Source organism: Methylobacter sp., assembly GCF_023227905.1.
GTDB lineage: Bacteria > Pseudomonadota > Gammaproteobacteria > Methylococcales > Methylomonadaceae > Methylobacter_A.
In genome coordinates this window covers 50,265-63,930 of record NZ_JALOCF010000010.1, presented here as the reverse complement: position 1 = coordinate 63,930, position 13,666 = coordinate 50,265, and the positions used below count along the sequence as shown (strand labels likewise).

Annotated in this window: 10 protein-coding genes; 3 read left to right on the top strand and 7 right to left on the bottom strand. The window is 50.8% G+C overall.

Annotated features, from left to right (window positions below; genetic code table 11):
- Positions 1-33: 33 nt before the first annotated feature.
- From M0R47_RS06275 to M0R47_RS06265, 3 genes are all read right to left on the bottom strand, one after another.
- Positions 34-609 (bottom strand): tetratricopeptide repeat protein, encoded by a 576-nt coding sequence (locus tag M0R47_RS06275; protein WP_292551917.1) that lies wholly within the window; start codon positions 607-609, stop codon positions 34-36.
- A 411-nt stretch (positions 610-1,020) separates the two neighbouring features.
- Entirely contained in the window at positions 1,021-1,839 is an 819-nt protein-coding gene (locus M0R47_RS06270; protein WP_292551914.1) for a class I SAM-dependent methyltransferase, read from the bottom strand.
- A 108-nt stretch (positions 1,840-1,947) separates the two neighbouring features.
- Positions 1,948-3,117, bottom strand: a complete 1,170-nt coding sequence (locus M0R47_RS06265; RefSeq protein WP_292551911.1) for an acyl-CoA dehydrogenase family protein — start codon at positions 3,115-3,117, stop codon at positions 1,948-1,950.
- 332 nt (positions 3,118-3,449) lie between these two features.
- Here M0R47_RS06265 and M0R47_RS06260 point away from each other — a divergent pair, with 332 nt between their 5' ends.
- On the top strand, positions 3,450-4,895 hold the full coding sequence (locus tag M0R47_RS06260; RefSeq protein ID WP_292551908.1) for an NAD-dependent succinate-semialdehyde dehydrogenase: 1,446 nt from the start codon (positions 3,450-3,452) through the stop codon (positions 4,893-4,895).
- Between the two features lie 320 nt (positions 4,896-5,215).
- Positions 5,216-5,398: a PLDc N-terminal domain-containing protein gene (locus M0R47_RS06255; RefSeq protein WP_292551905.1), complete on the top strand. Its 183-nt coding sequence runs from the start codon at positions 5,216-5,218 to the stop codon at positions 5,396-5,398.
- Between the two features lie 576 nt (positions 5,399-5,974).
- On the opposite strand, the gene M0R47_RS06250 is transcribed toward M0R47_RS06255, so the two are convergent.
- The 4 genes from M0R47_RS06250 to M0R47_RS06235 all read right to left on the bottom strand — a co-directional run bounded on the left by M0R47_RS06250 (position 5,975) and on the right by M0R47_RS06235 (position 12,382).
- Positions 5,975-6,199: a hypothetical protein gene (locus M0R47_RS06250; RefSeq protein WP_292551902.1), complete on the bottom strand. Its 225-nt coding sequence runs from the start codon at positions 6,197-6,199 to the stop codon at positions 5,975-5,977.
- Positions 6,200-6,541: 342 nt separating this feature from the next.
- On the bottom strand, positions 6,542-8,092 hold the full coding sequence (locus M0R47_RS06245) for an FG-GAP-like repeat-containing protein (RefSeq protein WP_292551899.1): 1,551 nt from the start codon (positions 8,090-8,092) through the stop codon (positions 6,542-6,544).
- Positions 8,093-9,036: 944 nt separating this feature from the next.
- A complete protein-coding gene (gene ftsH, locus M0R47_RS06240) occupies positions 9,037-10,950 on the bottom strand; it encodes an ATP-dependent zinc metalloprotease FtsH (RefSeq protein ID WP_292551896.1) in 1,914 nt (637 codons plus the stop codon).
- Positions 10,951-11,038: 88 nt separating this feature from the next.
- The gene (locus tag M0R47_RS06235; RefSeq protein WP_292551894.1) at positions 11,039-12,382 is read right to left on the bottom strand and encodes an RNA polymerase sigma factor RpoD/SigA; all 1,344 of its coding nucleotides are present in this window, start codon (positions 12,380-12,382) and stop codon (positions 11,039-11,041) included.
- Between the two features lie 327 nt (positions 12,383-12,709).
- On the opposite strand from M0R47_RS06235, the gene M0R47_RS06230 reads away from it, so the two are divergent.
- Positions 12,710-13,666, top strand: coding sequence for a MoxR family ATPase (locus M0R47_RS06230; protein WP_292551892.1), 957 nt, complete (start codon positions 12,710-12,712; stop codon positions 13,664-13,666).

Below are 13,666 nucleotides of genomic sequence, written 5' to 3'. Positions count from 1 at the left end.
CGCCTCTGCATAGCCTTGTTCGGCAGCCTTACGTTACCACTCGGCGGCTTGCTTATCATCTTGCACTACGCCTTCGCCCCTGATGTACATCGCGCCGAGATTATTCTGCGCCGTTGGCAAGCCCTGTTCCGCGGCTTTTCGATACCAAAGTGCGGCCTGTTTATCATCTTGCCCGACGCCTTCGCCATTAGCGTACATCGCACCGAGGTTGTTTTGTGCGATGGCTTCGCCCTGCTCTGCGGCCTTGCGGTACCAAATGACGGCTTGTTCATCATCTTGCTCTACGCCTTCGCCCCTGGCATACATTACACCGAGATTATATTGCGCCATTGCCAAGCCCTGCTCAGCTGCCTTACGGAACAATGACACGGCTTGTTTGTAGTCTCTCGCCAATCCGCCCTGGCCTTCGCTATACATCAAGCCGAGGATGAGTTGCGCCTTTGCATAACCTTGTTCGGCCGCTTTTCGGAACCAAAACGCGGCCTGTTTATCATCTTGCCCGACGCTTTCGCCATTGGCATACATCACGCCAAGATCGTTTTGCGCTTCCGCATCTCCCTGCTCTGCCTTTAGACGTATCCGCTCTACACTTTGATCATAGTTTGGCATTGGCTCAGCACTTATCTGACTGGTAGACCATCCAGTCAACAACAGGGCCGAAAAAACCAAAACCGTCAATAAACTACGCATACTTACCACTAAAAATTCGTTTGCTTAAAAAAGGGACTGAATAATAACACACTGTGAAAATAGCCCATCAGGATGTTACCGCCGGTTGAAAATGGAACGCTCGTACCGATCAATTTAAATCGGAAAATGGGCTAAAACCCCTGGATAATTAATGCTCTGGACAGGCTTAATAAGGGCCCAAATCGACAAGCACGGAGCAACGTTTGGCTGTAACCGCACATATTGCCATAACGATAGCATCGGAATGTATTTTATTAAGATGTTCAACCTAACGTTTGGGACGGGTTGAATAAACTCGCCCCGCTAAGTCGTTTGTGATGAAGCAATCTGCTAACCCTGCATCAAATCCGCATTATGCTCGATAACGTACATGAACCGAACCAGCGTCTCGCGCTCGGCATGGTCCTTGAACCAGCCATTCTCGGCCATGCGGGCTTCGCACAGAAAGGCGTTGCCTTCGGCCGCAAACTCGGACTGGAACTTACGGGAGAATTCATAGTTCTTCAGCCAATGGTTACGAATGTTAGTCGTGAAATCATGCTGAACGTAGCTGAACGGCGAGGATTGTAAAGCCTCGTCCATGCGTGTATGGCCAGGCAGCAGGATCGTATCCGGATCGCCATCTTCTTTTGCCTGAAACGCCGCGATGATCATACGGCCGCCGGGCCGCAGCCTGGCGTTGAGCTTGGCCAGCGTTTTGTTGTAATCGCCCATGAAGTAAATGGAATCGATGGCCAGGACGGCGTCATAATCGCCGCCGGGCAGCTCGTCATGAATCAGGTTCGCGCACTGGAAATTCAATGCGGCAGCTTTGTCCCGAGTTCTTTCTTGCGCCTGGGCAATGGCGGCATCAGCATAATCAAGGCCCAGGATGTTGCAGCCCGCCTTTTGGTGGAGGTACTCTGTAATGTGACCGTTGGAACAGCCGACTTCCAGCACCTTTTCGCCGGACTTGAGCAGCGAAGCCAGAAAATCCATCTCATCGATGTCCATCATGCCGTGCTGGCACAGGTCCCTGCCATAAACGGCCTCGCAAAAGCGCGAATGCGCCGGGCTTTCGGCTGCACGCCGGAAATATTCGTTGTACCATGCCTTGGAAAACATTTCTGCCTGGCCCATGTCGGCCGTGTGGTTCATCAGTTCACTCATGCTCTGTTCCATACGTGCCCCTTGAGTTATTAAATTACTATTTCTAATGTCTATCATAATAGCTGGCCGTTTCTCAGATAGTGTCAAAATGCGGCCTGCATCTCTCGCTTAGAACCGGAAAAACGGCCACTCGGGATCAAGCCCAAGCAAAATTTGCCCGATCGACTCCAGCTTGCTCGCGCTCAAAAAACCGTGCTGCGTGATGACGTGAATGTCGCGGAAGTATCGCTCAAAAGCATACTCCTCGCGAATGCCCGAAGCGCCGGCGATCTCGTGGATGAGGCTTACGGCCTTGGCGCATTCGAGCGTGGCATGGGTCATCGCCAGTTGCATGCGGCCTTTCAACGCTACGGTGATGGGTCTGCCGGCGACGGCTTCCTGCCAGGCTTCCTCAAACGCGTTAAAGAAAAACGCACGGCTGGCGCCGAGCTTGGCTTCGGCCTGCGCGAGCTGCGATTGCACGACAGCATTATCCTTGAGCGCTTTCACGCCGTACGCCGGCGTCTTGTTGATGATGAGCTCTGACGCTTCATCGATGGCCGCGCGTGTGATGCCGAGCGCCGGTGCGACCAAAGCCGCGATCGCCGGCCAGACCGTCAGCCGGTAAAGCGGCCCTTGATAGGCGCTGCCCGGATTCTCCAGCGGTCCCCACGGCGCGGCCCAGTGCTCGGGGATGAACACGTCTTGCATGTCGACGTCATGGCTGCCGCTGCCGCGCATGCCCATGGTGTTCCAGTTGTCGATAATATCGGCCTCGGACGCGGGAACCGCGATCAGCCGCGTCTCGGGCATGCCGTTGGTATCCACGCGCAGCTTGTCGCCATCGTAAATATGGGCAAAGCCGATAAACGCCGTGGCATGGTGCGCGCCGCTCACGAAAGACGTGCGCCCTGAGATGCGATAACCGCCTGCGACCGGAACGGCTTTGCGCACGGGGTTGAAGGCGCCGACCGGGATCGCGTCGGCATTGAAAATCTCCTGCGCGGCCTGATCGCCAAACCAGGGCGCGAACATATCATGGGCGACGGCGATTTGCAGATTCCAGCCTGCGGCGCTGTCGATACGCGAGACTGCTTCGATAATGCGGAAACCGGAGACCGGATCAAGCTCGAAGCCGCCGAATGCCTTGGGACGCCATAAGCGGTAAAGCCCCGCCTGGTGCATCGCTTTGGCTACGGGTGCAGCCAGCTTCCGGTCGCGTTCTGCATCAGGGGCGTACTGCCGGATAATCGGTTCGATTTTTCGAATGGCTGTTAAAAGGCTATCTGTTGTGGACATTAAGTCTCCTTTGTTTACATCGTTATCGATTCAGGCGCCAAACCCACTGCCTGCCTAAGTCGGATTATACAATAACCTTAAATAGTTTATGGAAACGACTACAGGCTCCGTAAGAAAAAGCGTTTCATCTCATTAAACCAACCATTCACTTATATCCTCGTTGGTGTCCAGGACGGTCATGATAGTTGGGGCTTTTTCGATGAAGTGAAATCGCTGAAAGCTTGGCGCTACCGATTAATACCTAAAGAGTGCTTCTGAACCGAGCGTTCCCCTTTCTTTTTGATTTCACAAGCGTAAACTCGCCTCAAACAACCTGCTGCGAGGAGAATGCCATGCCGACTTTTTCTGCCAGTTTGCTTAAAAACCAGTGCCTCATCGACGGCGCGTGGGTGGGGACGCCTGCACTGTCCGTGACCAATCCTGCCACCGGCGCGGTAATCGGCCAAGTTCCTGATATGGGATGCGACGAGACACGCGCGGCCATTGCGGCGGCACAGCGCGCTTTTCCTGTGTGGAGCAAGCTGTTGCCCAAGGAACGCAGCAAAATCTTGCGCCGCTGGTTCGATCTTATCACTGAGCATACCGAAGAGCTGGCGCGGCTTTTGACGCAGGAACAAGGCAAGCCGTTGACTGAAGCGCGGGGCGAAATTGCCTATGGCGCAAGCTTCGTCGAGTTTTTCGCCGAGGAGGCCAAGCGCCTTTACGGCGAAACCATCCCGTCGCACAAGCTGGATGCGCGCATCGTGGTGATCCGGCAGCCGTTGGGCGTGGTCGCCACGATCACGCCATGGAATTTCCCGATGGCGATGATTGCGCGAAAAATCGCTCCGGCACTGGCCGCCGGGTGCACAATCGTCTGTAAACCGGCCGGAGAGACGCCGCTGTCGGCGCTCGCGCTGGCTGAACTGGCGCAGCAGGCAGGCCTGCCGCCGGGCGTGCTCAATGTCATCACCACATCACGGTCTGCTATCGTGGGCGAGGAGCTGACCGCCAATCCTTCGGTACGCGCCATCACCTTCACCGGCTCGACCGAGGTCGGCAAGCAGTTGATGCGGCAGGCGGCGGGGACGGTCAAGAAAGTGGCGCTGGAACTCGGCGGCAACGCGCCCTTCATCGTGTTCGACGACGCCGATCTCGACAAGGCCGCCCAGGGACTGATGGCCAGCAAATTCCGCAACATGGGCCAGACCTGCGTGTGCGCCAATCGCGTTTTTGTGCAGAACGGCATTTTCGATTCCTTTACCGCCAAACTCAGGATGGAAGTGGGCAAGCTCAAACTCGGCAACGGGCTGGAAAGCGACGTGACGCAAGGCCCGCTCATCAATGCCAAGGCAATTCAGAAAGTGGAGCGGCATGTGCTGGACGCTGTAGCCCAGGGCGCAAAGCTGGTGTTGGGCGGAAAACCGGCGTCGCTGGGAGGCACGTTTTATGAGCCGACGGTGCTGACCGGCGTGACGCCGCACATGCTGATGATGCAGGAGGAAACATTCGGCCCTGTCGCCGGGCTGGTGCGATTTTCGACGGAAGATGAGGTGATCCGGCTCGCCAATGCTACGCCGTTCGGGTTGGCCGCCTATTTTTACGCACGCGACATCGGCCGCGTGTGGCGTGTCGCCGAGGCGCTGGAGTCGGGCATGATCGGCATCAATGAAGGGATGATTTCGACGGAAACGGTTCCTTTCGGCGGCGTGAAGGAATCCGGCTTTAGCCGCGAAGGCTCGCGCCACGGCCTCGACGAGTTCGTGAGTATGAAATACATGCTGATGGGCGGACTCTAGCAGCCTGTTATCTGGAAATGCGAACCGCCTTCGATTTTTCCACTGTAACGCTGGGTCGCCAGTCCTGTCACTCTATAGCAAGAGTAAGTTGTCTAATAGACATCCAATCTAATCGTTTATTGAAAATACACAAGCCGATACAGACCTTTTAAAACGGCTCACTAATTACTGGTATAGACCTATCAGTTAAAGAATGCTTAAAAAATGATGAAAGATGAGCAATGGACGCTACCGTACAGACCAGGTCCAGTATTAAGCGTAGAGTCTGAAATTGATGAAGAATAGTTTATCTATTACCCATGAACCTGTTAGGAGGACATATGGATATTGAAGTCGGCGGTTTTTTAGGTTTTATCGTACTTGTGCTGGACATCTGGGCCATTATTAGCATCGTAAAAAGCGGCGCTACAACTGGATCGCAAATTTTATGGGTGCTTTTAATTTTGTTACTGCCCGTTGTCGGTCTGATAATTTGGTGGTTTGCAGGCCCGAAAGGCGCTTAGGAGGTTTATCAAGGAGATAGAATCTGTCCAGTTAAGGCGCAATACGTAGGGTGCAATACGGCTAAAATCTATTGCACCCTGTTTCGCAAAGTGCGAATAACTATGACGTCGGTGTTACGGATTACCGGGGCGGTGTTACGCTTCGGTGTTTTAAATTTAAACGCTAAAGATGTCGATTTTACGCTGAGCTGGTCTTTTCCCTTCTTGTAGGCAAGTCTATTACGGCGGACGCAATGAGAAAATCAGATTATTCTTTTAGGCGTTATTCATAACCACATCCGCCTTTGCGGAAGCAGTCCCCATTGGGCGGGTAGAAAAACCTTAACCTGTCTGAATGCTATTCGACCAAATCCGCAGACCACGGCCTATTCGGTGACTCCGGTCGAAAAATGTAGTAACTGTACTCAAGATGTAAACCTGTGTGCGGGCGGTTCGCTTGTAGGCCGCGTGCCGTCTTCTTGCAATTTTGCCCTTGCCCGGCAACACAATAAATGTAACGAGTGGGTCGGTTTTCAGGACCATCTCAGTATGTTTGGAATGTCGGGAGCGCCTGCTTTGGGCTCCCGACCCATCCGACTACGATCGAAGCTCGTTTTCCATTTTTCTGCATTGCCCTTCATCCAGCCATCGCTCGCACCAGACATTCAAGGCGGTTACGCTGCCTTTCATTAACTCAAATTCACGCTTGGCTTCGCCCGGTTGTTCTGTCGGCCACCAGCTATGCGCGGCAAACTGTTTGGCTATGTAGTTGCAGGCTTTGGGTAAATCGGCCTCTGTCAGGTCTATTTTTTTTGAAGTCATGAAGTTCACCATTGCAATAAAAAGTGAGGGCGGCAAAAAACAACATGCCTGGCTGGAACAGTGGCATTAGCCTACTGCGAGGTTCCAACTCATAAAAGCCGGCTTCGTTTTCAGGCTTTTTTACGAGCAATTGGTCTTTACCCGGCTTTAAGCTTTAACTGCACAGAATCGCCGGGAAAGGACAGCTTTTTTCTGCCAATCATTATTTAATGGAAATGGTGGGCAAGCGGTAAAGCTTTGCCCACTGTACTGATATCCCTACTTCTTGTTTGATCTGAAACTTCCGATATTTAGACTGTTTCAGGCCGAATCTACAGAGCTCATTGTCTCGCTAAGGGAGGTTCAATTCCAGAATATCTGGGTAAAATAAACCTGCCCCGTGCTACTTTTCGCCACGCCGATTCCTGTCAATCGGTAATTGCCGACAATATTGGCATGATGCCCTGGACTGTTCAGCCATCCTGCCACGGCTGTAGCCGCCGGGTCGCTATAGCCTCTATTAGCCGCTACGTTTTCGCTTACGCTTCTATAGGAAATGGTTTGCGCTATCGTTTGAATGCGGGTTTCGAAACCCGTGTGTCCAAAAGCGACTGTCCCTGATGCCATATTCCGGCTATGAATCCGCGCTTGCTCACTGATAGTCGCATTCAGCGTTAGTGCCGGCAGCCCCTGAGAGATACGATAGGCGTTAATCTGCTGAAAAACACTCTGCTCTAGCGCTGCTATGTCCGTGCTGGGAGACGTTGGGGTAGTAGGCGGCTGGACATCGGGAGAAGTAACAGCCGAATCCGAAGGAACTTCGCCATACAAAAGCGATACACTGCCGTCGTTCTGATTGGCAACTGCCAGATCAAGGCGCTGGTCACCATCAAAATCACGCACGGCAATGGCAGAAGGGCCGTTGCCTACGGGATAGGTTTCACGAGCTGAAAAAGTACCATCACCTTTTCCCGGCAGCACCGATAAAGTAGCGTTTGAGAAACGGGCTGCCGCGATGTCAATTGCGCCGTCTCCATCAAAGTCTGCGCTTTCTATTGCCTTGGGGTTATTGCCGACGGCCAGTTGACGCTCGGGGAGGAAATAGCCATTGCCTTTGCCTAGCAGTATGGAAATTTTGTCACTCTTGGATTTTGTGACAGCCAGGTCGATATTTTTATCCCCGTTAAAGTCGTTTGCGGTGATAGCAAAAGGGCCCGAGCCAATAATCAAATTGGTTTTTTTATAAAATTTGCCTGCTCCATTACCCAATAGAACCGTGACCGAGCCCCCCCCATAGTTTGCAACGGCAAGGTCGACCAAACCATCGTTATTGAAGTCGCCGTTAGCGATTGAGCTGGGCCGGTAACCCACTGCGAGAGTCGATGGCGGCAGAAAGCCTCCGCCAGCCTTTCCCTGGAGTAAGGAGATGGTATTGGCTGTATAGTTGGCAACCGCAACGTCCAAGATCTTGTCACGATTGAAATCGGCCAATATGAATGAAAAGGGAGAGATACCGGCTGCGTAGTTGACCGCTTTAAAGGTACCGTCGCCGACTCCTAACAACACTGAAAGGTTATTACTGCCCTGATTGGCTACGACCAGGTCGGACTTGCTATCAGCATTCAGGTCTGATGAACGCACCAGCCTCGGGCTAGACCCTACACTAAATTTAGTCGGTAATTGAAAATCGCCATTACCGTTACCTAGCAACACTGAGATAGTGTTATCGTTAAAATTAGTAACGACGAGATCCCGTTTTTGATCTCCGTTAAAATCACCCTCGGCTACGGAGCTTGGGTTATCGCCCACAGGGACATCACTCCCTACTTCAAAGGCACCGGCGGTGCTTGTGACAGTAATGGTTGATATGAGTATGAAAGAAGAAAGGCTTCTCATCATATTGTTCTTATTCATAAATTAAATCTCATACATTACAAAATAAAATCTACGGACGAATTGTTGCAATCGCCGGTAGCTATTGATTTCAGATAAAAGACTACATGAGGCAAAACCAGATACGGCACTTTTAAAAAAGCCCATTCAGTTTTGAAGGCGTAGTCTTTTGGGCGTGTACTGTGAGGGTATTAACATGAGATGGGAACATCGCTAATAGAATCCAAACTACGATTCTGTTACTGGCAAATCCGGGTTCATCCCAATGGTAAAAAACTCAGGCTCATCCTAGCGGCGAAAAGTTAAGCATTGCTTAATTTTCGTCCTAACGGAGACTCTGGCTCAGGCTCTGTCCATGCGGGCACGGCCAGAGAAAGCGTTCAAGTTCGCTTGACGGTGAATTGGAGAATTGCTCTAGTCATGCAACAACGCACCGGTTTATTGCCTGCCGTCGTTTCCCGGTTTGGGTTTGGGTTTGGGTTTGGGTTTGGGTTTGGGTTTATGCCGTCCATACTGGCTGGCGGCTTATATAGTGAAGTAAATTAGCGGAAGAGCCATCGAACAATGGCTTACTTTTATGTTAACGCAACGGGGCTAAGTGCACTCACAGCCCTATGAGTCAATAGACTTTCTTGAGACTAAAACTAAAATTGCTGAATTAGGAGCTAATAGGAAGGATAAATTGGCCTCAAAACTTATCCAATATCAAATAAGAATCCAACAGACAAATCAACAGATCAAGTTATTCTGCAAAGTTTGATGCTCTCAAAATAAAGCAACTGAGCCTTCGCTTGACTTAAAAACGACAAGCGAAGGCATTATTTGCAAAGCCAAAGATCATCTTGATCCGTAGTAGAGAAGCATTGCAGCAACTTCGCCAAAAGCTGTTTGGGCACGGCTTGGTTACCGCAATGCAATGATTCCGTTAGGCTTTATTTAACAAATAATGCCTGCATAAGCACACTTCAAACTTGTCCGGCATGCTTGTTCGGGCTAATTGCTTTCTCATCAGCTATCCTTTTTACTTCGCTGCCCGACTCCGAAGTCTTGCTCGCTGAATTACCGTCGTCCATAGGCGGACGAGGATCTTTGCCGGCCATTAAATCCTCAATTTGCAGGCGGTCTATGGTTTCCCATTTCACCAAGGCATCGGCCATTTTGTGCAGGATATCGATGTTTTCCTGCAAGATAGTTTCAGCCCGATGATAGTTGCGGTCTATCACTGAGCGGATTTCCTCATCAATAAGCTGCGCAACATTATCGGATACGGAACTGCCTTGAGCGCCGGGATGTCCCATAAACGGCCGGCCGCTTTCTTCACCATACACCAATGGGCCGAGTTTATCGGATAAGCCCCAACGCGTAACCATGTTGCGCGCCAGCTCTGTGGCGCGCTCAATATCATTCGACGCGCCCGTGGTTACCCGGTCTCCCCCGTAAATCATCAATTCCGCAAGTCTGCCGCCAAATAAGCTGGCAATCTGGCTTTCCAGTTTGCGTTTGCTGGCGCTGTATTGATCTCTGTCGGGCAGAAACATGGTGATGCCCAAGGCCATGCCTCTGGGCATGATGCTGACTTTATAAACAGCATCATGGTCAGGCGACATTTGCCCGACAATGCAATGCCCGGCTTCATGGTATGCGGTCAGCAGTTTGTCCTCTTCGGTCATGATCATGGTATGCCGTTCTGCGCCCATCAGGATTTTATCCTTGGCTTTTTCAAGATCGGTCATGCTGACTTCCTGTTTGTTCGAACGAGCGGCAAACAGAGCGGCTTCATTGACGACATTGGCAAGATCGGCGCCCGAAAAACCGGGGGTTCCTTTGGCAATATATTCCAATTCGACATCGGCGGCTGCCGGCACTTTTTTGATATGCACATTCAGTATTTGCTCGCGGCCGCGCACATCGGGCAGGCCGACATTGACCTGGCGGTCGAAACGTCCCGGCCTGAGCAAGGCTTTATCCAGTACATCGGCGCGGTTGGTGGCGGCGATAACGATAACGCCTTCATTGCCGTTAAACCCATCCATTTCCACCAGCAATTGATTGAGAGTTTGCTCCCGCTCGTCATTGCCGCCCCCCACACCTGGACCGCCCCGCTGGCGACCGACCGCGTCAATCTCGTCAATGAAGATAATACAGGGCGCGTGTTCTTTAGCCTGGGCAAACATATCCCTGACTCTCGACGCACCGACACCGACAAACATTTCGACAAAATCCGAACCCGAAATGGTAAAAAACTTTACGCCTGCTTCACCGGCGATGGCTCTGGCAATCAGGGTTTTACCGGTGCCAGGCGGGCCGACCATTAATATGCCGCGAGGTATTTGTCCGCCCAACTTTTGGAATTTCTGCGGATCGGCCAAAAAATCAACCAGTTCGGCGACGTCTTCTTTGGCTTCTTCACAACCGGCAACGTCTCGGAAGGTAACGGTCATTTTGTCTTCTTCAAGCATTTTGGCCTTGCTCTTGCCAAAAGCGCCGCCGCCCATGCCGCCTTGCACTCTGCGCATGTAAATAATGAGCACAATGATCATTAACAGCATTGGAAACCAGGAGATGAAGATTCTCATCAGCAATGTTTCCTGCTCGGGTGGAACTGTTCTTATCTGAACGCCCGCAGTTAACAGATCGTCAATTAAATGCCCATCGCCGGGATTGAAGGTCAGGTAGCTTTGCCCGTCGGAAGTTCGAACGCCAAGCTGCTGACCGGACACTTCCACGCGCTCAACCTGCCCATGCTTTACCTTACTGATAAAATCTGAGTAAGCCAGGGTATCAATTGCCGGTGGCGTAGAGCGGACGCGGTCGTAGATCAAATATCCTCCGACAATAACAACGCCAAAAATCAAAATATTGAACAAATATTTTTTCATGTGTATCTCCTGGTTACGACTGCCATGGGTGGCGGAAGCGCCACAGCTCATGGGAACCGGTGCGACCTCGTATATTAATGAGCGTAACTCATAAAAAGCTCATTAATTGGTTACCATAGCTGAGTTTCATTTTATTGAGCGCCTTAACCTGAATCTGTCTAACCCGTTCCCGGGTTAAGTTAAGTTCCGCGCCAATTTCCTGCAATGTCATTTCATTATCGGTATTGACGCCAAAATGGCAACAAATCACCTTTAATTCACGTGGATCAAGGACTTTAATCGCATTGCCGATCCAGTCTTTAAGATCTGATTGCTCTATTTTTTTAAACGGATGAGCAAAAACCTGCTGTTCTAAAAAATCTATCGGCGCTAATGAATCCTCATCGTCCTCCAAGCTTTCCAATGACACTGCCGTTTGAGAAATGCATAAAATAGCATTTATTTGATCGTCAGGTATTTTTGAGTAGTCGGCCAGTTCTTTAATCGAGGGCTCTTTACCCGTTTTTGAGAGCAGTTCGTTCTTGGCGCGCAGCACTTTATGAATATTAGCCACCTGTTCGCAAGGCACCCGCACGACTCTTTCGCTACGAGACAGGGCGCGGGATATCGCCTGCCTGATCCAATAAGCCGCATACGTCGAAAATTGAAACCCCAAACGGTGATCAAATTTGTCGATAGCCTTTAATAAGCCGGTTTGACCTTCCTGGACCAAGTCATCAAAATCTAAAAAGCCGCACTTATACCGATTGGCTATGAATAAAACCAGACCGGAATTCGCCTCTGCTAAAGCTTGCCTTGAGTTTAACCACAACCGTTCGGCAACAATCATATCAGTCACATATTGCTGCATATCAGCACCGGACAAAAACAGAAATTGCTCATCAAATTGGCTGGCGCGTATAGCATCCATTATATCAGGCAAATTTAACTTGCTGTGCCGATTTGATCCTTTCAGCCGTTTAACAATCCAGGCGGAATGATTTTTAACATTCTGGGCAGCCGATTGATAGCCCCCTTCTCGATTCGTGAAAACACAAATAATAAACTCAATCAGCACCAGTAGATCATCAACCGAAAAAGGAAATGCCTGCAGTGCCTCAGTTAAATGTCGTTTTTCATCGGTTTCAGCTTTACGCTTAAAACCTCTGCCTGAAAACGACAAACTCGCCTGCAAATAACGGCTCTTAATTTTGGCCAAAGCAACCGTCAGCGCTTCGGAAGCCTGCTCGGACTCGCAAACGCTCGCTTCATACTTATGAAGCAACCATAACGCAATGGCGGGGAATTGTGACAGAACATTAATCAACCTGGCTTTATTGGCCTCCAGATCGATTGCCAGTTGAAGATTACAATGCTCAGCGCTTTCTTTCGCCTCTTCAACGCCATTAGAAATCGCCGTTTCCGGCTTTAATAAAGGTTCATTTGAACACATCATGGTCACCAAATCTTGACAAAGCGGTTTTTTAAGGCTTATTAAGTGAATCTACTGCTGAGAAAAATAGTGCGGTTAATGGGATTTATTTGTTTTATATAATAATCTTCATTTTATTGAAAATAAATATCACTAAAATAAGGGTTTATCGAAGACCGGTTACAGCAGCCACGCCGGCCACTTCACAGCTTAAGACTGCATCACTTTCAACAGAGATGCTTTCTTTATACTGTTTCGACCCGGATTTGATGTCTCTTGCGGCAGATAAAGCGCTGAATTCAACGTTGCCGCCTGTGCCTCAACCCAACAATCGAGTGATTTGGTGCTATGACTACTCTCTCGCCACCTTTTGCACAAGCACATTCTATCTTCGACAAACTTTATGATAATTTAGAGCGGGTGATATTTGGGCAACAGCGCACTTTACACTGGCTGCTGGCGGCGTTCAGCACCGGCGGGCATGTACTGCTGGAGGATGTTCCGGGCACCGGCAAAACCACGCTGGCTAAAGCGCTTGCAGTTTCCTGCGACGCGCAATTCCAGCGCATTCAGTTTACGCCCGATTTGCTGCCGTCCGACATCATAGGTATCTCGATTTTCGACCCGCAAAAGCAAAGTTTTCGTTTTGAGCAGGGGCCGGTTTTTTGCCATATCCTGCTGGCGGACGAGATTAACCGCGCCTCCCCCAGAACCCAGTCGGCGTTATTGGAAGCCATGGCGGAAAATCAGGTCAGCGTCGAGCGCCAAGTCAGGCCGCTGCCTTCGCCTTTTTTTGTGGTCGCCACTCAAAACCCGGTTGAGTTTCACGGCACTTACCCGTTGCCGGAAGCGCAGTTGGACCGCTTTGCGATGAAGTTCAGTTTGGGCTATGTTTCCAGCGCTCAGGAAGTCGCAATCTTAAGCTCGCAAGGCAAACAGCATCCCTTGGATACGTTAAAAACGTGCATTACCCTGGATGAGATGCAGTTTTTACAAGCCCAGGTTAAGCAAGTGCGGATCAGCGAGGAACTTAAACGCTACATTGTCGCTATCGTCTCGGCCACCCGCGACAAGGCGGAAATCAAGCTGGGCGCAAGTCCCAGAGCCTCGCTAACCTTGATGAAAACGGCGCAAGCCTTGGCGCTGCTGGACGGCTTTGAGTTTGTCACCCCGGATGTGATCAGGGAACTCGCCATCCCGGTTATTGCCCATCGGCTTAACGTGGACTCGCAAAGCAAGTTTTCCGGCATTGAAGCGACGACGTTAATGCAGGAAATAGTCGACAGCCTCCCGATACCGAGCTAG

What these genes read in the sequence shown, in the direction of transcription:
- M0R47_RS06230 (WP_292551892.1), top strand. Translation starts at nt 12,710, where the DNA reads ATGACTACTCTCTCGCCACCTTTTGCACAAGCACATTCTATCTTCGAC.
- M0R47_RS06270 (WP_292551914.1), bottom strand. Translation starts at nt 1,839, where the DNA reads ATGAGTGAACTGATGAACCACACGGCCGACATGGGCCAGGCAGAAATG.
- M0R47_RS06260 (WP_292551908.1), top strand. Translation starts at nt 3,450, where the DNA reads ATGCCGACTTTTTCTGCCAGTTTGCTTAAAAACCAGTGCCTCATCGAC.
- M0R47_RS06235 (WP_292551894.1), bottom strand. Translation starts at nt 12,382, where the DNA reads ATGTGTTCAAATGAACCTTTATTAAAGCCGGAAACGGCGATTTCTAAT.
- M0R47_RS06255 (WP_292551905.1), top strand. Translation starts at nt 5,216, where the DNA reads ATGGATATTGAAGTCGGCGGTTTTTTAGGTTTTATCGTACTTGTGCTG.
- ftsH (WP_292551896.1), bottom strand. Translation starts at nt 10,950, where the DNA reads ATGAAAAAATATTTGTTCAATATTTTGATTTTTGGCGTTGTTATTGTC.
- M0R47_RS06250 (WP_292551902.1), bottom strand. Translation starts at nt 6,199, where the DNA reads ATGACTTCAAAAAAAATAGACCTGACAGAGGCCGATTTACCCAAAGCC.
- M0R47_RS06275 (WP_292551917.1), bottom strand. Translation starts at nt 609, where the DNA reads ATGCCAAACTATGATCAAAGTGTAGAGCGGATACGTCTAAAGGCAGAG.
- M0R47_RS06245 (WP_292551899.1), bottom strand. Translation starts at nt 8,092, where the DNA reads ATGAATAAGAACAATATGATGAGAAGCCTTTCTTCTTTCATACTCATA.
- M0R47_RS06265 (WP_292551911.1), bottom strand. Translation starts at nt 3,117, where the DNA reads ATGTCCACAACAGATAGCCTTTTAACAGCCATTCGAAAAATCGAACCG.